The 19,778-nt window shown below is 45.1% G+C and carries 19 protein-coding genes, 1 other RNA gene and 1 other annotated feature; of the genes, 15 read left to right on the plus strand and 5 right to left on the minus strand.

All coding sequences use genetic code 11. The features are described 5' to 3' along the window. The first annotated feature begins 152 nt into the window (after positions 1-152). On the plus strand, positions 153-2,357 hold the full coding sequence (gene relA / locus SB658_RS01705) for a GTP diphosphokinase (protein ID WP_410601061.1): 2,205 nt from the start codon (positions 153-155) through the stop codon (positions 2,355-2,357). Between the two features lie 12 nt (positions 2,358-2,369). Next, positions 2,370-2,810 (plus strand): D-aminoacyl-tRNA deacylase, encoded by a 441-nt coding sequence (gene dtd, locus SB658_RS01710; protein WP_004398689.1) that lies wholly within the window; start codon positions 2,370-2,372, stop codon positions 2,808-2,810. 26 nt (positions 2,811-2,836) lie between these two features. Here dtd and SB658_RS01715 read toward each other — a convergent pair whose 3' ends face one another. Beyond that, a complete protein-coding gene (locus SB658_RS01715; RefSeq protein WP_144500667.1) occupies positions 2,837-4,393 on the minus strand; it encodes an N-acetylmuramoyl-L-alanine amidase family protein in 1,557 nt (518 codons plus the stop codon). A gap of 132 nt (positions 4,394-4,525) precedes the next feature. Between SB658_RS01715 and SB658_RS01720 the strand changes: the two genes are divergently transcribed. The 5 genes from SB658_RS01720 (at position 4,526) to SB658_RS01740 (ending at position 9,243) form a co-directional block, all read left to right on the plus strand. Beyond that, positions 4,526-4,696, plus strand: coding sequence for a YrzK family protein (locus SB658_RS01720; RefSeq protein ID WP_004399157.1), 171 nt, complete (start codon positions 4,526-4,528; stop codon positions 4,694-4,696). 59 nt (positions 4,697-4,755) lie between these two features. Next, positions 4,756-4,988 (plus strand) — a binding site (T-box leader). A gap of 89 nt (positions 4,989-5,077) precedes the next feature. Continuing rightward, on the plus strand, positions 5,078-6,352 hold the full coding sequence (gene hisS, locus SB658_RS01725) for a histidine--tRNA ligase (RefSeq protein WP_003229755.1): 1,275 nt from the start codon (positions 5,078-5,080) through the stop codon (positions 6,350-6,352). Between the two features lie 13 nt (positions 6,353-6,365). Then, positions 6,366-8,144, plus strand: a complete 1,779-nt coding sequence (gene aspS, locus SB658_RS01730; protein WP_003229758.1) for an aspartate--tRNA ligase — start codon at positions 6,366-6,368, stop codon at positions 8,142-8,144. A gap of 60 nt (positions 8,145-8,204) precedes the next feature. Then, positions 8,205-8,397, plus strand: a non-coding RNA gene (gene ssrS / locus SB658_RS01735) — 6S RNA. An 81-nt stretch (positions 8,398-8,478) separates the two neighbouring features. After that, entirely contained in the window at positions 8,479-9,243 is a 765-nt protein-coding gene (locus SB658_RS01740; RefSeq protein WP_014480428.1) for a tRNA threonylcarbamoyladenosine dehydratase, read from the plus strand. 39 nt (positions 9,244-9,282) lie between these two features. On the opposite strand, the gene SB658_RS01745 is transcribed toward SB658_RS01740, so the two are convergent. Continuing rightward, the gene (locus SB658_RS01745) at positions 9,283-10,548 is read right to left on the minus strand and encodes a replication-associated recombination protein A (RefSeq protein WP_015714437.1); all 1,266 of its coding nucleotides are present in this window, start codon (positions 10,546-10,548) and stop codon (positions 9,283-9,285) included. Positions 10,549-10,750: 202 nt separating this feature from the next. Here SB658_RS01745 and cymR point away from each other — a divergent pair, with 202 nt between their 5' ends. The 8 genes from cymR to SB658_RS01785 all read left to right on the plus strand — a co-directional run bounded on the left by cymR (position 10,751) and on the right by SB658_RS01785 (position 17,534). Next, entirely contained in the window at positions 10,751-11,167 is a 417-nt protein-coding gene (cymR, locus tag SB658_RS01750) for a cysteine metabolism transcriptional regulator CymR (protein ID WP_003225879.1), read from the plus strand. An 18-nt stretch (positions 11,168-11,185) separates the two neighbouring features. Next, positions 11,186-12,325, plus strand: coding sequence for a cysteine desulfurase family protein (locus SB658_RS01755; RefSeq protein WP_015714436.1), 1,140 nt, complete (start codon positions 11,186-11,188; stop codon positions 12,323-12,325). Positions 12,326-12,355: 30 nt separating this feature from the next. After that, a complete protein-coding gene (gene mnmA, locus SB658_RS01760; RefSeq protein WP_014480424.1) occupies positions 12,356-13,471 on the plus strand; it encodes a tRNA 2-thiouridine(34) synthase MnmA in 1,116 nt (371 codons plus the stop codon). 85 nt (positions 13,472-13,556) lie between these two features. After that, positions 13,557-14,177, plus strand: coding sequence for a tetratricopeptide repeat protein (locus tag SB658_RS01765; protein ID WP_206697897.1), 621 nt, complete (start codon positions 13,557-13,559; stop codon positions 14,175-14,177). A gap of 24 nt (positions 14,178-14,201) precedes the next feature. Further along, on the plus strand, positions 14,202-16,598 hold the full coding sequence (recD2, locus tag SB658_RS01770; RefSeq protein WP_014477509.1) for an SF1B family DNA helicase RecD2: 2,397 nt from the start codon (positions 14,202-14,204) through the stop codon (positions 16,596-16,598). A gap of 55 nt (positions 16,599-16,653) precedes the next feature. Continuing rightward, complete coding sequence (locus SB658_RS01775) at positions 16,654-17,178, plus strand: PRC-barrel domain-containing protein (RefSeq protein WP_072173323.1); 525 nt, start codon at positions 16,654-16,656, stop codon at positions 17,176-17,178. Positions 17,179-17,189: 11 nt separating this feature from the next. Then, positions 17,190-17,381 (plus strand): hypothetical protein, encoded by a 192-nt coding sequence (locus SB658_RS01780; RefSeq protein WP_003225893.1) that lies wholly within the window; start codon positions 17,190-17,192, stop codon positions 17,379-17,381. A 21-nt stretch (positions 17,382-17,402) separates the two neighbouring features. Next, a complete protein-coding gene (locus tag SB658_RS01785) occupies positions 17,403-17,534 on the plus strand; it encodes a YrzQ family protein (RefSeq protein WP_003229780.1) in 132 nt (43 codons plus the stop codon). A gap of 34 nt (positions 17,535-17,568) precedes the next feature. Here the strand turns inward: SB658_RS01785 and SB658_RS01790 are convergent, their stop codons facing one another. From SB658_RS01790 to glnH, 3 genes are read right to left on the minus strand one after another with little or no spacing between them, the layout of a single operon-like run. Next, positions 17,569-18,225: an amino acid ABC transporter permease gene (locus tag SB658_RS01790; protein ID WP_015714434.1), complete on the minus strand. Its 657-nt coding sequence runs from the start codon at positions 18,223-18,225 to the stop codon at positions 17,569-17,571. A gap of 16 nt (positions 18,226-18,241) precedes the next feature. Further along, positions 18,242-18,892, minus strand: a complete 651-nt coding sequence (locus SB658_RS01795) for an amino acid ABC transporter permease (RefSeq protein ID WP_015714433.1) — start codon at positions 18,890-18,892, stop codon at positions 18,242-18,244. A 60-nt stretch (positions 18,893-18,952) separates the two neighbouring features. Beyond that, the gene (gene glnH, locus SB658_RS01800; RefSeq protein WP_003245954.1) at positions 18,953-19,774 is read right to left on the minus strand and encodes a glutamine ABC transporter substrate-binding protein GlnH; all 822 of its coding nucleotides are present in this window, start codon (positions 19,772-19,774) and stop codon (positions 18,953-18,955) included. Positions 19,775-19,778 lie beyond the last annotated feature (4 nt).

A 19,778-nucleotide genomic window follows, 5' to 3' on the forward strand; every position in this document is an offset into this window, starting at 1 on the left:
GAAAAAGCACTCCATGTCAGGGTGCTTTTTTCCTATTGTTTTGCATTTATTTTATATAATATTTGGCTATTTGAACTTCTGCTCTTTACATCTTTCGTTTTTTTCTTGATAATAAACTACAATACAGTTTACATTTTAAAAAAGGTGATTCCATGGCGAACGAACAAGTATTGACTGCCGAGCAAGTTATAGATAAAGCGCGCAGCTATCTATCTGATGAGCATATCGCATTTGTCGAAAAAGCATATCTGTACGCTGAAGATGCTCATCGCGAGCAATACCGCAAATCGGGCGAGCCATATATTATTCATCCGATTCAGGTTGCGGGGATACTCGTTGATCTTGAAATGGACCCTTCCACAATCGCGGGCGGATTTTTGCACGATGTCGTGGAAGATACAGATGTGACGCTCGATGACCTGAAAGAAGCATTTTCCGAAGAAGTGGCAATGCTTGTAGACGGCGTAACGAAACTCGGCAAAATTAAATATAAATCTCAAGAGGAACAGCAGGCGGAAAATCATCGCAAAATGTTTGTCGCTATGGCTCAAGATATCAGGGTCATATTGATCAAGCTGGCGGATCGTCTTCACAATATGCGGACACTGAAACATCTGCCTCAGGAAAAACAGCGGAGAATCTCCAATGAAACGCTGGAAATTTTTGCTCCTTTGGCGCATCGTCTCGGGATTTCAAAAATTAAGTGGGAATTGGAAGATACGGCGCTCCGTTATTTGAACCCTCAGCAATATTACAGAATTGTCAACCTCATGAAGAAGAAACGCGCAGAACGTGAGCTTTATGTTGATGAGGTTGTCAATGAAGTGAAGAAACGTGTCGAAGAAGTAAATATCAAGGCTGACTTCTCGGGACGTCCGAAACATATTTACAGCATTTATCGAAAAATGGTGCTGCAAAATAAGCAATTCAATGAAATTTACGATTTGTTGGCTGTCCGTATTCTTGTGAATAGCATAAAGGACTGCTACGCGGTGCTTGGCATCATTCATACATGCTGGAAACCGATGCCCGGCAGATTCAAAGATTATATCGCAATGCTGAAGCCGAATATGTATCAATCGCTTCATACAACGGTTATTGGGCCTAAAGGCGATCCGCTTGAAGTGCAGATCCGCACCTTTGAAATGCATGAAATAGCTGAATACGGGGTTGCGGCTCACTGGGCTTATAAAGAAGGGAAAGCAGCCAATGAAGGTGCAACCTTTGAGAAAAAGCTTTCTTGGTTCCGTGAAATTTTAGAATTTCAAAATGAATCGACAGATGCAGAAGAATTTATGGAATCGCTCAAAATTGATTTGTTCTCTGACATGGTGTATGTCTTTACGCCAAAAGGAGATGTAATCGAGCTTCCGTCCGGTTCTGTTCCGATTGATTTTTCTTACCGGATTCACTCTGAAATCGGCAATAAAACAATCGGTGCCAAAGTAAACGGAAAAATGGTTACGCTTGACCATAAGCTTCGGACAGGTGATATCGTTGAAATTCTCACCTCTAAGCATTCCTACGGCCCGAGCCAGGATTGGGTGAAGCTTGCCCAAACATCCCAAGCGAAGCATAAAATCCGTCAATTCTTTAAGAAACAGCGGCGTGAAGAAAATGTCGAAAAAGGCCGTGAGCTGGTCGAAAAAGAAATTAAAAACTTGGATTTTGAATTGAAGGATGTTTTAACGCCGGAGAATATTCAAAAGGTTGCTGACAAATTTAATTTCTCAAATGAAGAGGATATGTACGCGGCGGTCGGTTACAACGGCATTACGGCTCTGCAGGTGGCGAACCGCCTAACAGAAAAAGAGAGAAAGCAGCGCGATCAGGAAGAACAGGAAAAGATCGTTCAGGAAGTCACTGGGGAACCTAAGCCATACCCGCAAGGAAGAAAACGGGAAGCTGGCGTTCGTGTCAAGGGCATCGACAACCTCCTTGTCCGTTTATCAAAATGCTGCAATCCTGTGCCAGGTGATGATATTGTCGGCTTTATCACAAAAGGCAGAGGGGTTTCGGTCCATCGCGAAGACTGTCCGAATGTCAAAACGAATGAAGCCCAAGAGCGGCTGATCCCGGTAGAGTGGGAACATGAGTCACAGGTTCAAAAGCGCAAGGAATACAATGTTGAGATAGAGATTCTTGGGTATGATCGCCGCGGATTGCTGAACGAGGTACTCCAGGCAGTGAATGAAACGAAAACCAATATTTCATCTGTCTCTGGCAAATCGGATCGCAATAAAGTGGCAACCATTCATATGGCGATTTTTATCCAGAATATCAATCACTTGCACAAAGTCGTCGAGCGTATTAAACAGATTAGAGATATCTATTCTGTGCGCCGCGTCATGAACTAAAGGGGTTAGAAAATGAGATTAGTTGTTCAGCGAGTAACAGAAGCAAGCGTTACAGTGGACGAAGAGGTCGTCGGCCAAATTGGACAAGGCCTCATGGTGCTGGTCGGCATCACTCATGATGATACAGAAGATGATGCAGCTTATTTAGCCGATAAAGTTGTCAATCTCCGTATTTTCGATGACAGTGAAGGAAAAATGAATCTGTCTCTTGTAGATATAGGAGGAGAGATTTTATCCGTCTCACAGTTTACGCTTTATGGAGATACGAAAAAAGGGCGCCGGCCGAACTACATGAACGCGGCCAAACCCGATAAAGCTTTAGGTCTTTATGAAAAATGGAATGACCTGCTTCGTGAAAAGGGAATCAAAGTGGAGACCGGAACGTTTGGAGCAATGATGGATGTTCAGCTTACAAACTCCGGACCGGTCACGCTCATTATGGATTCAAAATAAAAAAAGCTGCCAAAAGGCAGCTTTTTTTATTGGAAGTATTTCTCTAATCCGCTTTCGATCCCATCTGTTACTTTTTCTTGGTATGAATTGCTATGTACAATGGCTTCTTCCTGCGGATGGCTTACATATCCCAGCTCATACAGCATTGCGGGCTGTCTGTTTTCCCGGAGCACATAATAATCTCCGAATAATACGCCGCGGTCTGGAATGGAAGAACGCTTCACCACTTCTGAGTGGACATCTGATGCGAGTTCCTGATCTTTGGCAGGACTGTAGTAATATGCTGTACTGCCTCTAGTAGAGGTATCCGCATAGCTGTCATAATGAATACTGATAAAGGCGTCAGCGTTACGGTAGTGAGAGGTAGAGACCCGTGACTGCAGGCTGACAAAGGTATCATCCTGGCGTGTCACATATACATCCGCTCCAGCCGATCTAAGTTTGCTGGCGAGCAGTTTTGCCGTTTTGATCGTCAGGTTTTTCTCGAATTTCCCCGAATACCCGATCGTTCCGCTGTCTTTTCCTCCATGTCCCGGGTCAACAATAATCGTTTTATTGTTTAGAGAGCCGTTTCCAGACGGGGAATCAGAGACTGGCGGTTCACCTGCTTCTTCTGCGCTTTTAGACGTTTGGACCACCCAATTGGCTACATAAGCAGTTTGCCCGTTATCAAGCTTTATTTCATACCAGCTTCCCTTTGAACCGGTAATGGTGTATGAATCTCCTTTGGCAGCGCGCTCAACGATCGAAGCTGATGTTGACGCATCACTTCTTAGATTCGTTCCTCCGTACATGATATAGGCTTTTTTAGCGGAGGATGAACTGCCGGCATTTGCTGAATCATCAGCTGGAACAGAACTAGTCAAAAGGTAATGGCTTGCAACCCAGCCTTTTAGCCCGTTCACCTCAATGTGAGCCCAGCCATTTTTCTCGTTGAGAACCGTCAGTTTCGTTCCGCGATCAAGTTTTGTTATAATTGCCGCGTCATGTGAGGCGGAGGCTCTTACATTTAGCGAAGAAACACCGACTGTGCCCGTCGTTGACGCACCCGAATCCTCGGTTTGGTCACTCTCATCAGACGCTGAACTGCTGCCTCCTGATGTGACATATTCAGATGATACCCACCCGGTGGCACTGTGATAGGATATCTTGATCCAGCCCGAATCTTTATCAATGACAGATGCTTGGCTGCCTTGCGGGAATTTGCCGATGACTTCGTAGGAAGTGCCCGGGCCGCTTCTCATCCGCAGATCGGGGTCTGTTGATGTCACAGTGTCACTGCTTCCTGAGGAGCTTGTGCTGGCCTGGTCTTCCTTTGTAATAAGCCAGGAGACTACCCAGCCCTTTTCTCCAGAACCAAGCTGTGTCTGCACCCAGTCTCCATCTTCCTTTAAAATTGGATAGCGTTCTCCCTTTTTTACTTCCGCTGTAATGCCGTAGCTAAGCCCAGGGCCGCTTCTGACGTTCATTTCATCTGTTGCGATGACCGCTTCTCCTTGAGCAGCTGTAACGGATGAAAAGGTCGGGAATAGCGCTGCGGTGAAAATAATACATACAATAAGGACAAAGTATTTCTTGTTCATTGTGTCCTCCTTTCTGATGATCATTAAAAAAGCATTCTTGTTTAATATCGTAAAGTCCTTTCTGATTTTTAAATAAAAATAAAATGATTTGTTTATACTAAGCGTAAATACAATCAAAAAGGTGTGCAAATCATGAAATATCATCCAAAAATGGGACGTGCATTTCACGACGGTGAAGCGAATCTGCATTACAGCGATCACGCAGATCCCGATACGACTGGTTATCTTACGGAAACAGCATCTGAATTTGGTCTTATGTCCAAAGAAGCAGCGCTGAGGAAAAACAACCGGAATAAAGCTTGACAGAGAACCCCAATCCCATTATTATAATAGAAATTGAGTACATAGCAAATGATGAAAGATTCGAACCAATAATGGAGAAGAGTAGGTCAGATTGCATGATTAGAGAGGAACCCGCCCTAGGCTGAAAGCGGATCCCATTGCGTCTTTCTCGAAACAACACTCCGGAGGTTTCCTGCTGAACGCGTGAATAACGCCATTAGGCAGTGAACGTGAACCTGCGTTAAAGGATCGAGCGGGAATATGAACGTATTCCAACTAGGGTGGCACCACGGGTATAACTCTCGTCCCTACTATCATGTATAGTAGGGGCGGGAGTTTTTTTCATTTTCATCATTAACGATCATTGGATATTTTATAAGGAATACATAAGGAGGTCTACCTATGGGATATAACATTCCGAGAGGAACACAGGATATTCTGCCTGGAGAATCAGATCGCTGGCAGTTTGTTGAACAAATTATGAGAGACACTTGCCGCACTTATCAATATAAAGAAATCCGCACACCGATTTTTGAGCATACAGAACTGTTTGCCAGAGGCGTCGGAGAATCAACGGATATCGTACAAAAAGAAATGTATACCTTCGAGGACCGCAAAGGCAGAAGCCTGACGCTTCGTCCGGAGGGAACAGCTGCTGCGGTTCGCGCTTTTAATGAAAACAAGCTGTTCGCAAATCCTGTACAGCCGACAAAGCTTTATTATGTCGGGCCGATGTTCCGTTATGAACGTCCTCAGACGGGCCGTTACCGCCAGTTTTATCAGTTTGGAATTGAAGCGATTGGTTCGAAAGACCCTGCAATCGACGCTGAAGTAATGGCGCTTGCGATGAGTATTTATGAAAAAGCAGGTTTAGAAAACGTTAAGCTTGTCATAAACAGTCTCGGCGATCAAGATAGCCGCAAAAGCTACAGAGAAGCGCTCGTGAAACACTTCGAGCCTCGCATCGAAGAATTTTGTTCAGACTGCCAGTCCCGGCTGCACACGAACCCGCTTAGAATTTTGGACTGCAAAAAAGACCGTGATCATGAGCTGATGAAATCGGCACCTTCGATTTTGACATATTTAAATGAAGAATCAGCCGCTTATTTTGAAAAAGTGAAACAATACTTAAATGATCTTGGCATTTCGTATGAAATCGATCCGAACCTTGTGAGAGGGCTGGATTATTACAACCACACCGCATTTGAAATTATGAGCAATGCGGAGGGCTTTGGCGCGATTACGACACTTGCCGGCGGCGGACGCTACGACGGGCTTGTCGAACAGATCGGCGGACCTGAAGCACCGGGCATCGGATTTGCGATGAGCATCGAACGCTTGCTTGCCGCAATTGATGCTGAAAAAAGAGAGCTGCCTGTTGATAAGGGAATCGACTGCTATATCGTCACACTCGGCGAAAAAGCAAAGGATTATTCTGTTTCATTGGTGTACAAACTGAGAGAAGCAGGCATTTCCAGTGAAATCGATTATGAAAATAAGAAAATGAAAGGCCAGTTTAAAACAGCTGATCGCTTAAAGGCCAGATTTATTGCGATTTTGGGTGAAGATGAGCTTGCCCAAAACAAAATCAATGTAAAGGATGCACAGACGGGCGAACAGATTGAAGTGGCACTTGATGAATTTATACATGTGATGAAGGCAAACCAAAAGGGATAAGGAGTGAAACGCATTGTTTGGAAGAACATATTATTGCGGTGATATAACTGAAAAAGCAATTGGCGAATCTGTAACGCTGAAAGGCTGGGTCCAAAAAAGACGAGACCTCGGCGGATTGATTTTTATTGACTTGCGTGACCGTACGGGCATTGTTCAAGTCGTTTTTAACCCTGATGTGTCAAAAGAAGCGCTTGCTATTGCGGAAGGCATCAGAAATGAATACGTGCTTGATATTCAAGGAAAAGTGGTGGCGCGTGAAGAGGGAACAGTTAATCCGAATTTGAAAACAGGCGCGATCGAAATACATGCTGATGGAGTGAACGTATTAAATGCTGCAAAGACACCTCCATTTGCGATTTCTGATCAAGCTGAAGAAGTGTCAGAGGACGTTCGTTTAAAACACCGTTACTTAGATTTGCGCAGACCGGCTATGTTCCAGACGATGCAGCTGCGCCATAACGTGACGAAAGCTGTTCGCAGCTTTTTAGATGAAAATGGGTTTCTTGATATTGAAACGCCGATTTTAACAGGAAGCACGCCTGAAGGCGCACGTGACTACTTGGTGCCGAGCCGTGTGCACGAAGGTGAGTTCTACGCGCTGCCGCAGTCTCCGCAGCTATTTAAACAGCTTCTGATGGTATCAGGCATTGAACGATATTATCAAATTGCCCGCTGTTTCCGCGATGAAGACTTGCGTGCGGACCGTCAGCCTGAGTTTACGCAAATTGATATTGAAATGTCCTTTATGAGCCAGGAAGACATTATGTCATTGGCTGAGGAGATGATGGCAAAGGTTATGCGTGAAACAAAAGGTGAGGAACTTCAGCTTCCTCTTCCTCGAATGACGTATGACGAAGCAATGAACAAGTATGGGTCTGATAAACCGGATACGCGTTTTGACATGCTTTTGACGGATGTGTCTGACATTGTAAAGGATACGGAATTTAAAGTGTTCTCATCAGCTGTAGCAAACGGCGGCGTGGTCAAAGCCATCAATGTAAAAGGCGGTGCCGGCGATTACTCCAGAAAAGACATCGACGCTCTTGGCGCTTTTGCTGCAAACTACGGGGCAAAAGGGCTTGCCTGGGTGAAGGTTGAGGCAGACGGAGTGAAAGGCCCGATCGCTAAATTCTTTGATGAAGAAAAGCAGTCTAAGCTGATTGAAGCACTTGATGCTGCTGAAGGTGATTTGCTGCTGTTCGGAGCGGATCAATTCGAAGTTGTGGCCGCATCACTCGGCGCCCTGCGCTTAAAGCTTGGGAAAGAACGCGGACTGATTGACGAAAAATTGTTCAATTTCTTATGGGTCATCGACTGGCCGCTATTAGAGCATGATCCGGAAGAAGGCCGTTTTTACGCAGCGCACCATCCGTTCACAATGCCTGTCCGGGAAGACCTTGAGCTGATTGAAACAGCGCCTGAAGACATGAAAGCACAAGCTTATGACCTCGTCTTAAACGGCTATGAGCTTGGCGGCGGTTCAATCCGTATTTTCGAAAAGGATATTCAGGAAAAAATGTTTGCGCTTCTCGGCTTCTCACCAGAAGAAGCGGCTGAACAGTTCGGATTCCTGCTGGAAGCATTTGAATACGGCGCTCCTCCGCACGGCGGAATCGCACTTGGCTTAGACCGTCTCGTTATGCTTCTCGCAGGACGTACGAACCTGAGAGATACGATTGCATTCCCGAAAACGGCAAGTGCAAGCTGCCTGATGACAGAGGCGCCTGGAGAAGTAAGTGACGCTCAGCTTGACGAGCTTCATCTTTCTATCAAGAAAAAAGTTAAGAACTGAATGTGCAGTTGGATTCTTGAAAATCAAAATCGTCTGTGATATGATTTTGACAAGTTAAATAAAGTCCTGATGTGTTAGTTGTACACCTAGTTTTGACCGAACATTTTTTTGATTTGGGAGCCCGCATTTTTAAATGGCGTACATGCCTCTTTTCATTCGGTAAAGAGGACTTACAAGATTTAAAAGAGGGCACCCACCTGCTGAGAGCGGGTTCAAAACAAAGGAAAGCTGCAACGGCACTATTGGGACTTTATTTTTTGTGCGCAGAAAAACGGCTGCTCATGGATCAGCCATTTTATAGATGAAACCAGAATACGAATGTGGAGTGAGGTTCTTGTTACACCAGTTTTCACGCAATGAATTAGCTATCGGAAAAGAAGGCCTTGAAACGCTGAAAAACAGCACAGTTGCTGTGCTTGGAGTCGGAGGAGTCGGGTCGTTCGCGGCGGAAGCTCTCGCGCGGTCAGGCGTCGGCCGCATTCTGCTTGTCGACAAAGATGATGTCGACATTACAAATGTAAACCGTCAGCTTCACGCGCTGCTTTCAACTGTCGGACAGCCGAAAGTTGATTTAATGAAGGCGCGGATCGCAGACATTAACCCGGAGTGTGAAGTAATCTCGTTAAAAATGTTCTATACGGAGGAAACGTATGAGCAGTTTTTTGACTATGATCTTGACTATGTCATTGATGCGTCAGACACCATTTGTTATAAAATTCATTTAATGAAGGAATGTCTGAAACGGGATATTCCGCTCATCTCCAGCATGGGTGCTGCAAATAAAACGGATCCGACACGCTTCCAAATCGCTGATATCTCAAAAACGCACACTGATCCAATTGCGAAGGTCGTCCGTACGAAATTACGCAAGGAGGGTATCAAAAAAGGCGTTCAAGTGATTTTCTCTGATGAAAGCCCGATTGTCATTCGGGAAGATGTCAGAAAAGAAGTGGGGAATGACGAAGCGAAAATCCGTAAAGCAAAAATGCCGCCTTCCTCTAATGCTTTTGTGCCGTCAGTTGCAGGTTTGATTATGGGCGGACATGTTGTCATGGATCTTTTGAAAGACATTGAAATCAAACGTGTGAAGGATAAATAATGCATAAAAACAGCCTTGATGATCAAGGCTGTTTTTGTTTTATTTTCTTTTCATTAATTTATCGTACACCTGCTTTAAGGCGGATTCGAATTTTCCTGTCTGTTTCGGCTTATAGTATTGCTTATTTTTCAGAGGATCAGGGAGGTATTGTTGTTCGACCCAACCGTTGTCGTAATTGTGCGGGTATTTATAGTCGATTCCTCTTCCTAATTCCTGAGCTCCTTTATAATGCGCGTCTTTTAAATGCTTCGGGACATCCCCAATTTTTCCGGCTCTGATATCTGCCAGGGCCTCATCGATTGCCAGAATGGCAGAGTTTGATTTCGGTGAGAGGCAAAGCTCAATAACTGCGTTGGCCAGCGGGATTCGCGCTTCAGGAAACCCGACTCGCTCAGCGGTCTGAATAGCGTTCAGCACTCTAGGACCGGCTTGCGGGCTTGCTAAACCGATATCTTCATAGGCGATAACAAGCAATCGTCTTGCGATGCTCTCCAGATCACCGGCTTCAATTAATCTAGCCAAATAGTGAAGAGCAGCGTTGGCATCAGAGCCGCGGATCGATTTTTGAAAAGCGGACAGTACATCATAATGCGCGTCACCATCTTTATCGTGAGAAAAGCTTTTTTTCTGCAAGCATTCTTCCGCGGTTTCTAATGTAATGTGAATTTCACCGTCTGCTGACTCCTTCGTTGACAACACGGCAAGCTCAAGCGCATTTAAAGCGGAGCGGACATCTCCTCCGCATCCGTGGGCAAAATGCTCCATCGCCTGATCATCAATGGATACAGAATAGGTGCCAAGGCCCCGATGCTCATCATGGAGCGCACGTTCCAGTGCCTGTTTAATCAAATCAGGTGTTAACGGTTCAAGCTCAAAAATCTGGGTCCGGCTTCTGATCGCCGGATTAATGGCATGATACGGGTTAGCCGTCGTTGCTCCGATCAAAATAATCATCCCGTTTTCTAAATAGGGTAATAGAAAATCCTGTTTTCCTTTATCCAGTCTGTGGACTTCATCCAGAATCAAAATCACTTGGCCGGACATCTTGGCTTCCTGAGCTACGATTTCCATATCTTTTTTATTGTTAATGACAGCATTCAGCTTTCGAAAAGCAATACTTGTTGAACCGGCGATTGCTGTTGCGATTGATGTTTTTCCAATTCCGGGCGGCCCGTACAAAATCATGGATGACAAATGTTTTGCCTGGACCATTCTGCCAATAATTTTATCTTCAGCCACCAGATGCTGCTGGCCGATAATATCCTCTATTTTTGTCGGACGCATCCGATATGCCAATGGCTTCATCTATCATCTCTCCTTACTTAATTACAGGGTAACGGAAAACCGTACATTAGAAAAGGGTAAAGGCCCCTTTCCTTCTGCCTCAATGAAAATTCGCTGAAGGTATGTTATAATAACAGTTGGTCTATAAGATAATAAACGGACGAAACATATAGAAATTACCATTATAAATGTGGAAAATCATGAAATAACAGAGGTGTTCATGTTGAAAATATCAACTAAGGGAAGATACGGGCTCACCATTATGATCGAGCTTGCAAAAAAGCACGGTGAAGGCCCGACTTCATTAAAAAGCATCGCACAGACGAATAATTTGTCTGAGCATTATTTGGAGCAGCTGGTATCGCCGCTCAGAAATGCCGGTTTAGTGAAAAGCATCAGAGGCGCATATGGCGGATATGTATTAGGAAGTGAGCCGGATGCCATTACCGCGGGAGATATTATCCGTGTGCTTGAGGGGCCGATCAGCCCTGTTGAAGTGCTGGAAGATGAGGAGCCTGCCAAGCGTGAGCTCTGGATTCGCATCCGGGATGCTGTAAAAGAGGTTTTAGACAGTACAACATTAGAGGATCTTGCCAGCTATACAGACGGAGAGCAAGAAGCTTATATGTTCTATATTTAGATCAGAGGTGTAAACATAATGGAACGGATTTATTTAGATCATGCCGCAACGTCTCCGATGGATGAGCGCGTGCTGGAAAAAATGATACCGCACTTCTCCGGCAGTTTCGGTAATCCCTCCAGTATTCATTCATTTGGCAGAGAATCTCGAAAATGGGTGGATGAAGCAAGAGCGCAGATCGCAGCAGAAATCGGAGCGGCAGAGCAGGAGATCATTTTTACAAGCGGGGGAACGGAAGCTGATAACTTGGCGATCATGGGAACCGCACTTGCAAGAAAAGATCTTGGCAGACATGTCATCACAACAAAAATTGAGCATCACGCCGTGCTTCACACATGTGAAAAACTTGAGGAAGACGGATTTGACATAACGTATCTGGACGTTGACCAAAATGGAAGAGTCAGTGCAAAACAGGTGAAAGAAGCACTGCGTGATGATACAATCCTTGTGACAGTGATGTATGGAAATAATGAAGTTGGAACAGTGCAGCCGATCGAAGAAATCGGTGAGCTGTTAAAGGAACACAAAGCTTATTTTCATACCGATGCTGTTCAGGCATTCGGGTTGCTGCCAATTGATGTGAAAAACAGCCATATTGACCTTCTGTCTGTTTCCGGGCACAAGCTCAACGGGCCAAAAGGGACAGGCTTTTTATATGCTAGTAAAGATGTGAAGCTTTCACCGCTTTTATTCGGAGGAGAGCAAGAAAGAAAACGCCGTGCCGGAACCGAAAATGTTCCAGGCATTGTCGGGCTGAAAGAAGCGATCAAGCTGTCAAGTGAAGAACGGGACGAAAAAAACGAGAAGTATCAATCGTTTAAAGCAATCTTTGCCGACACGCTTAGAGATGCAGGTGTGGCATTCGAGATCAACGGGGACAAAGAGCATAGTCTGCCGCATGTTCTGAATCTTTATTTCCCCGGTGTGTCAGTGGAAGCGCTGCTGGTCAATCTTGATATGGCGGGTGTCGCTGTCTCCAGCGGTTCAGCGTGTACGGCCGGTTCAGTCCTGCCGTCACATGTTCTGACTGCTATGTTCGGCGAAGAGAGTGACCGGCTGACGTCCTCTATTCGAATCAGCTTCGGCCTCGGCAATACGGCTGAGCAAGTGAAAACTGCTGCCAAACATGTGGCCGACGTTGTCAAACGGCTGACATAATAAGGCGGCGTAGTAATTGGAGTGAATGAAATGGAAAAACGGCCGGAGGATACAAGAGTCGTCGTCGGCATGTCCGGCGGAGTAGACTCATCTGTGGCGGCCCTGCTGTTAAAAGAACAGGGCTATGATGTAATCGGAATCTTTATGAAAAACTGGGATGATACGGACGAAAACGGTTTTTGCACGGCGACAGAGGATTATGAAGATGTGATCCGCGTCTGCAACCAAATCGGAATTCCGTATTATGCCGTAAACTTTGAAAAGCAATATTATGAGAAGGTATTTCAATACTTCCTTGATGAATATAAAGCAGGCAGAACACCAAACCCGGATGTATTGTGCAACAAAGAAATTAAATTCAAGGCCTTTTTGGAGCATGCATTGTCACTTGGCGCCGACTATTTAGCGACTGGCCACTATGCAAGAGTAGACAGAAGCGGCGAAAAAGTCAGAATGCTGCGCGGCATTGATGAAAACAAGGATCAAACGTACTTCTTGAATCAGCTGACAGAAGATACGCTGAGCAAAGTCATGTTCCCGATCGGCGAACTTCAAAAAAGCCGTGTGCGTGAAATCGCCAAAGAAGCAGAACTTGCAACGGCGACGAAAAAAGACAGTACAGGCATCTGCTTTATCGGCGAACGCAACTTCAAAACGTTTCTCAGCCAATATCTCCCTGCACAGCCGGGCGATATGATGACGATGGACGGCGAAGTAAAAGGCCGCCACGACGGGTTGATGTACTATACGATCGGACAGCGTCACGGCCTTGGCATCGGCGGAAGCGGCGAGCCGTGGTTTGCGGTAGGGAAAGATCTTGAAAAGAACATCCTCTACGTAGATCAAGGGTTCCATAACCCTCTTTTATATTCCGACAAAATCACAGCAACAAATATCAGCTGGGTACGTTCGGATATCATGAAGGGCGAAGAGATTTCCTGCACGGCTAAATTCCGTTACCGCCAAGAGGATCATAAAGTAACAGTGCGCATGACTGGCGAAGGTGAAGCGGAAGTCATCTTTGATGAACAAGTCCGCGCTGTAACGCCGGGACAAGCCGTTGTCTTCTATGACGGCGAAGAATGCCTTGGCGGCGGGACAATTGATGATGTGTACAAAGACGGAACAAAATTGTGGTACGTATAAAAGATGAAAAACCTCAACACTGAGTTGGGGTTTTTTAATGAAAGGAAGATGATCGGTGGATTATAATCAACTCGGTATAGAGGCGATGCAGGAAGGCGATTACGAGAAAGCGGCAGAGGCATTTACAAAAGCGATTGAAGAAAATAAAGAAGACGCGATTCCGTATATCAATTTTGCCAACCTGCTTTCATCCGTAAACGAGCTGGAACGTGCGCTTGCGTTTTATGATAAAGCGCTTGAATTAGACAGTAGCGCAGCCACTGCTTATTATGGAGCAGGAAATGTCTATGTTGTAAAAGAAATGTACAAAGAAGCGAAAGACATGTTTGAAAAAGCGCTTCGTGCGGGGATGGAAAACGGCGACCTGTTTTACATGCTCGGAACGGTACTTGTCAAGCTCGAACAGCCTAAGCTTGCACTGCCATATTTACAAAGAGCGGTCGAACTGAATGAAAACGATACGGAAGCGCGTTTTCAATTCGGGATGTGCTTAGCCAACGAGGGCATGCTGGACGAAGCGCTCAGCCAATTCGCAGCTGTGACAGAGCAAGACCCGGGGCATGCAGATGCATTTTATAATGCTGGTGTCGCTTATGCTTATAAAGAAAACCGAGAAAAAGCGCTTGAAATGCTGGACAAGGCAATTGATATCCAGCCAGATCATATGCTTGCGCTTCATGCTAAAAAACTGATTGATCCATCATAACAGGCACAGGAGGAGGGACAGCTCGTGCAGCAGCATCCGGATCAGCTTAAACTGGAGGAAGAGCCCTATTTAAAAGGGACAGTCAACACAGTCATCTATCATAATGACACCAATTTATATACGGTTCTGAAAGTGAAAGTCACAGAGACCTCCGAAGCCATTGAAGATAAAGCCGTATCCGTGACGGGCTACTTCCCTGCGCTTCAAGAAGAAGAGACCTACACGTTTTACGGAAAGATCGTAACCCATCCAAAGTTCGGGCTCCAATTTCAGGCGGAGCATTTCAAAAAGGAGATTCCAACGACTAAGGAAGGCATCATTCAATATTTATCGAGTGATTTATTCGAGGGGATCGGCAAAAAAACAGCTGAAGAAATTGTGAAAAAGCTGGGCGACAGCGCCATTAATAAAATATTGGCTGATGCTTCAGTGCTTTATGATGTTCCCAGACTCTCAAAAAAGAAAGCCGACACGCTGGCTGGCGCATTGCAGCGGCATCAGGGACTGGAGCAAATCATGATTTCCTTGAATCAGTTTGGCTTTGGCCCGCAGCTGTCTATGAAAATCTATCAAGCCTATGAATCCGAGACGCTTGAAAAGATTCAGGAAAATCCTTATCAGCTTGTGAAGGATGTAGAAGGCATCGGGTTTGGGAAAGCGGATGAGCTGGGCAGCAGAATGGGTCTTTCGGGTAACCATCCTGAGCGGGTAAAAGCTGCTATTTTGTACACGCTTGAAACGACTTGTCTGTCAGAGGGGCACACGTACATAGAAACGGAACAGCTGATCATCGACACTCAATCACTGTTAAACCAGTCAGCAAGGGAAGGGCAGCGCATCACAGAAATGGATGCCGCTAACGCGATTATTGCCCTTGGAGAAAATAAAGACATTGTCATAGAAGATGGCCGCTGTTATTTTCCTTCGCTGTTTTACGCAGAACAAAACGTTGCAAAGCGTGTGAAACATATCGCTAGCCAAACCGAATATGAGAACCAGTTTCCCGAATCAGAGTTTTTGCTCGCGTTGGGAGAACTGGAAGAACGGATGAACGTTCAGTATGCCCCCAGCCAGAAGGAAGCGATTCAAAAAGCCCTTTCCTCGCCGATGCTTCTTTTAACAGGCGGTCCTGGAACAGGGAAAACGACGGTAATCAGAGGGATTGTCGAGCTCTACGGAGAGCTTCACGGTGTGTCACTAGATCCGTCAGCTTATAAAAAGGATGAAGCTTTTCCGATTGTTTTGGCCGCTCCGACAGGGAGAGCAGCAAAACGGATGAGTGAATCAACGGGACTCCCTGCAGTCACGATACACAGGCTGCTTGGCTGGAACGGTGCTGAAGGCTTTACTCATACAGAGGATCAGCCGATCGAAGGGAAGCTGTTAATTATCGATGAAGCCAGTATGCTTGATATTTGGCTGGCGAATCATTTGTTCAAGGCGATCCCTGATCATATACAAATCATCATTGTCGGAGACGAAGACCAGCTGCCTTCTGTCGGTCCGGGACAAGTGCTCAGAGACTTGCTGGCATCCCAGGTGATTCCGACTGTGAGACTGACAGACATCTATCGCCAGGCGGAGGGGTCATCAATCGTCGAGCTTGCCCACCAGATGAAAAATGGATTGCTGCCGAACAATTTGACTGCCCCGACAAAGGACCGTTCCTTTATTCGCTGCGGCGGGTCGCAAATCAAAGAAGTAGTTGAGAAGGTTGTCGCCAATGCATTGAAAAAAGGCTATACAGCAAAGGACATTCAGGTCCTCGCTCCGATGTACAGAGGAAAAGCCGGCATTAATGAATTGAATGTGATGCTGCAGGACATTTTAAATCCTCCTAAAGAAAAACGGAGAGAATTGAAGTTCGGGGATGTTGTCTACAGAACCGGAGATAAAATTTTGCAGCTTGTCAATCAGCCGGAAAACAATGTATTCAACGGAGATATTGGCGAAATCACGTCGATATTTTATGCAAAGGAAAATACAGAAAAAGAAGACATGGCCGTTGTTTCTTTTGATGGCAATGAAATGACGTTTACGAAAAAAGATTTTAATCAATTTACCCATGCGTATTGCTGTTCTATTCATAAATCGCAGGGAAGTGAATTTCCGATTGTGGTTTTGCCTGTTGTGAAAGGCTATTATAGAATGCTCAGAAGAAACCTTCTTTATACCGCGATTACAAGAGCAAAGAAATTTCTCATTTTATGCGGTGAGGAGGAGGCGCTGGAGTGGGGCGTAAAAAATAATGATGCAACTGTCAGACAGACCTCCTTGAAAAACAGGCTGTCCGTACAGGTTGAGGAAATGGATGCCGAGCTTGAAGCTTTGCAAAAAGAGCTCCCGTTCAGCGTACACGACGCCAACATTGGCATGGAAGGCATTACACCATTCGATTTTATGAAAGAAGAACAGCAATAAAATGCTCCCGTGCAAGCGGGAGTTTTTTCATTTGCAGTGGAATTGATTTCATCGTATGAGTCTAAGGCGCAAAGCAAAACCTAAGCCTGTTCAACAAAAGGTGGTTGATCACACTTTGAGAACATGCCATGAAGTAGAAGGATTCCCAGTATACTCAGAACGAACTTCTAGTTATCTCGGGACAATTTCCGATATTTGTTTTTCTCTGAAAGGAGATTGTCTTGGGTTTATTCTTGCACAAAAACGCTTTTTGCATCATCATCATGCGCTATTACGGGCGTGTGATATCTCTTCCATTCTTGATGACCGCATATTGGCTTCGGTCAGTTCAGAACAGCTTTTGCCTCTTCCGAAATCATGCTTCACATACGAGCAGATGAAGATGAAGCTTGTGAAATCGCAAGAGGGCGATATATTGGGGATGCTGGAAGATGTATACTTTTGTTTGGACAGGGGCATAATCGTAGCATATGAACTCTCGGACGGTTTCTTTTCTGACCTGGCGGGAAGCAAGCGCCAGATCCAAAGAGCGGATTCGCTTGTCGAGGTGCGGAAAGACGAGATCGTTCTGAACGGATAGAGGTGTGAGGTATGCTTATATGCCCGAATTGCAAAAGTAAGGATATCGGCAAAATCGGCGTGAACCAATATTATTGCTGGGGCTGTTTTATTGAACTGACAGTGGCGAAAGGGAAGATTGCAACTCATCAGGTGGAAGAAGACGGAACGTTAAGCAGCTTGGATGATTTGTTTTCTGAGGATGAACGCAGCATCAATTTTTAATCATGAAAGGAGATGCGCAGGATGAATCGGACGATGACTTCTCTTTTGGCAATGGGAGCCGGAGCTCTCGTGTACCGAATGGCGACTCAATCTGACATGCTGAATAATCGAAGCATGAAGCGGATGAGAAGAAGAATTACGAAAATGTTTTAATGCAAAAAGGATACTCTCCAAAGAGTATCCTTTTCTATGTTTGCCGGACCTCGAGGCGTCTTGCTGCGAGTGAAAGGCTGTAGTTGACTGCGAAATACATAAGGGCCGCAAGTAAAAAGATCGGGAAAAAATAACTGCCGTCTGCGCTTTGGCCGTTAATAATTTGCGCGTTGTGAATCAGTTCAGGCAGGGCGATCACAACAGCGAGCGATGTATCTTTTAATAAAGAAATAAACTGGCTTACGATGGGCGGAACCATGCGGCGAAGCGCTTGCGGCATAACGATAAAGAACAGGGTCTGTGTATAGCTCAGCCCGGAGGAGCGCGCCGCTTCAATTTGTCCTTTGTCAATTGATTTCAGTCCGCTTCGGATAATTTCAGATAGCATAGCGGATTCAAAAATCGTTAGTGCTGTAATTGCAGCAGCTGTAATTTCAAGCTTAATACCAATTTCCGGAAGGGCAAAAAACGTAAAGAAAATAATTAACAGCAAGGGGAGGTTTCTGATCGTTTCAACGAGAACCGCAATCAATTGAGAAAGAACGGGAACTTTCGCATAACGCAGGGTGCCTGCGATTAAACCGAAGAAAAAGCTCAGAATGATGGAGATGAAAGCAACGTACAAGGTGACGAGAAAGCCATCCCATAAAAACGCTAAATGCTCCTGTGAATAAGCATCGATGAAATCCAATGTAACTCACTCCTTATCAATAGCTTTTTTCCAGCCGTTTTTCCAGATAGTTAACACCGATGCTAAGCGGAATCGTCAGCACTAAGTAAAAAAGCGCCACAAAAATATAAACATCAAATACAACGAGTGTGCTCGACGAAACTAAATCGGCTTGGTACATAAGATCCAATCCGGCCACAACCCCAAGAATCGAAGAGTTTTTGACTAAGTTTAAAAATTGATTGCCTAAAGGCGGAATGACGATTTTGATTGCCTGCGGCAAAATGATATGGAGCATGGCTTGGCTGTAGGTAAAGCCTGACGAGCGTGCCGCTTCCATCTGCCCTTTTGAAACAGACTGGATGCCTGCTCTGATGGCTTCAGCGATAAACGCAGAGGTATAAATGGTGAGAGCAACCGTTCCCGCTTGAAAACCGTCAAGCCTCAGGCCTGCGTTTGGAAGTCCGAAATAGAAAACAAAGGTAATTAAAAGAAGAGGGATGTTGCGGATGAATTCTACATATACGGTCCCTAGCCATTGCAGCGGCTTAAAGACTGTTATTCTCATAACCGCTACAGCGACGCCGAGGACAAAACTGCCGGCCAGCGCGATAACACTTGCGAGCAAGGTATGGTAAAAACCGTCCATATACATGCCGAAGTTATCGAAAAGAATTGACACATTCATCTGCCTATTCACTCCTTATCAAATTGGGATGAGCATCGCCTGCTCATCCCGGGATGGTTGTTATTCAGCTGGGTCTTCTTTGATCCATTTTTTATAAATTTCATCGTATCTGCCATCCGACTTCATCTTTTTAAGTGAAGCGTTGATTTCTTTCGCGAGAGCAGATTGCCCTTTTTTCACGGCGATCCCGTAAGGCTCATCTGTAAAAGGCTTTCCTGTTAATTGATAATTTTTATTTTCATCAGCCATTCCATATAAAATCGCATTATCTGTGGTGAGGGCATCGCCTTGCCCCGATTTAAGGGCTGTAAAGGCTTCTGCGTAGTTTTCAAATTCTAAAACAGATGCTTCAGGCGCCTTTTCACGAATGTTTTGAGAGGAGGTGGAGCCTTTTACTGCAAGAACTTTTGAGCCTTTGCCAAGATTCTCGACACTCTTGATTTTGCTGCCTTTTTTCACGAGAAGCGATTGCCCGGCCTCGAAATAGACATCAGAAAAGTCAACTTCCTTTTTTCGTTCTTCAGTGATCGTCATTGTGGCGACAATGGCGTCGATATCCCCGTTTTGCAGCATAGGAATCCTTGTTTTTGAGGTGACCTCTTTAAATTGAGCTTTTTTCTCATCACCTAAAATGTCTTTAGCGATTTGTTTAGCAATATCAATATCAAAACCCTCAATCTCACCTGAGCTTGGATTTTTAAGACCGAACAGTCGAGTGTCCGTTTTTACACCGAAGACAATTTTGTCATTGTCTTTAATGGCTGCTAGCGTATCTTTTTTGCTCTCCTTTGAGGCTTCTCCGTTTGATCCCTTGCTGCCGCAAGCGGCAAGCAAGATGACAGCGAATAAAGAAATCAATGCTAAAGAAAAAATCTTTTTCATACAA

Origin of the sequence: Bacillus sp. SIMBA_008 (assembly GCF_046535495.1) — a bacterium.
Classification (GTDB): Bacteria; Bacillota; Bacilli; order Bacillales; family Bacillaceae; genus Bacillus; species Bacillus subtilis.

Excerpts from the sequence above, each read along its gene's own strand:
- hisS (WP_003229755.1), top strand. The coding sequence starts at position 5,078 with ATGGGATATAACATTCCGAGAGGAACACAGGATATTCTGCCTGGAGAA.
- relA (WP_410601061.1), top strand. The coding sequence starts at position 153 with ATGGCGAACGAACAAGTATTGACTGCCGAGCAAGTTATAGATAAAGCG.
- SB658_RS01715 (WP_144500667.1), bottom strand. The coding sequence starts at position 4,393 with ATGAACAAGAAATACTTTGTCCTTATTGTATGTATTATTTTCACCGCA.
- mnmA (WP_014480424.1), top strand. The coding sequence starts at position 12,356 with ATGGAAAAACGGCCGGAGGATACAAGAGTCGTCGTCGGCATGTCCGGC.
- SB658_RS01720 (WP_004399157.1), top strand. The coding sequence starts at position 4,526 with ATGAAATATCATCCAAAAATGGGACGTGCATTTCACGACGGTGAAGCG.
- SB658_RS01785 (WP_003229780.1), top strand. The coding sequence starts at position 17,403 with ATGAATCGGACGATGACTTCTCTTTTGGCAATGGGAGCCGGAGCTCTC.
- SB658_RS01780 (WP_003225893.1), top strand. The coding sequence starts at position 17,190 with ATGCTTATATGCCCGAATTGCAAAAGTAAGGATATCGGCAAAATCGGC.
- SB658_RS01745 (WP_015714437.1), bottom strand. The coding sequence starts at position 10,548 with ATGAAGCCATTGGCATATCGGATGCGTCCGACAAAAATAGAGGATATT.
- SB658_RS01775 (WP_072173323.1), top strand. The coding sequence starts at position 16,654 with ATGAGTCTAAGGCGCAAAGCAAAACCTAAGCCTGTTCAACAAAAGGTG.
- SB658_RS01765 (WP_206697897.1), top strand. The coding sequence starts at position 13,557 with ATGCAGGAAGGCGATTACGAGAAAGCGGCAGAGGCATTTACAAAAGCG.
- dtd (WP_004398689.1), top strand. The coding sequence starts at position 2,370 with ATGAGATTAGTTGTTCAGCGAGTAACAGAAGCAAGCGTTACAGTGGAC.
- SB658_RS01795 (WP_015714433.1), bottom strand. The coding sequence starts at position 18,892 with ATGAATGTGTCAATTCTTTTCGATAACTTCGGCATGTATATGGACGGT.
- SB658_RS01755 (WP_015714436.1), top strand. The coding sequence starts at position 11,186 with ATGGAACGGATTTATTTAGATCATGCCGCAACGTCTCCGATGGATGAG.
- glnH (WP_003245954.1), bottom strand. The coding sequence starts at position 19,774 with ATGAAAAAGATTTTTTCTTTAGCATTGATTTCTTTATTCGCTGTCATC.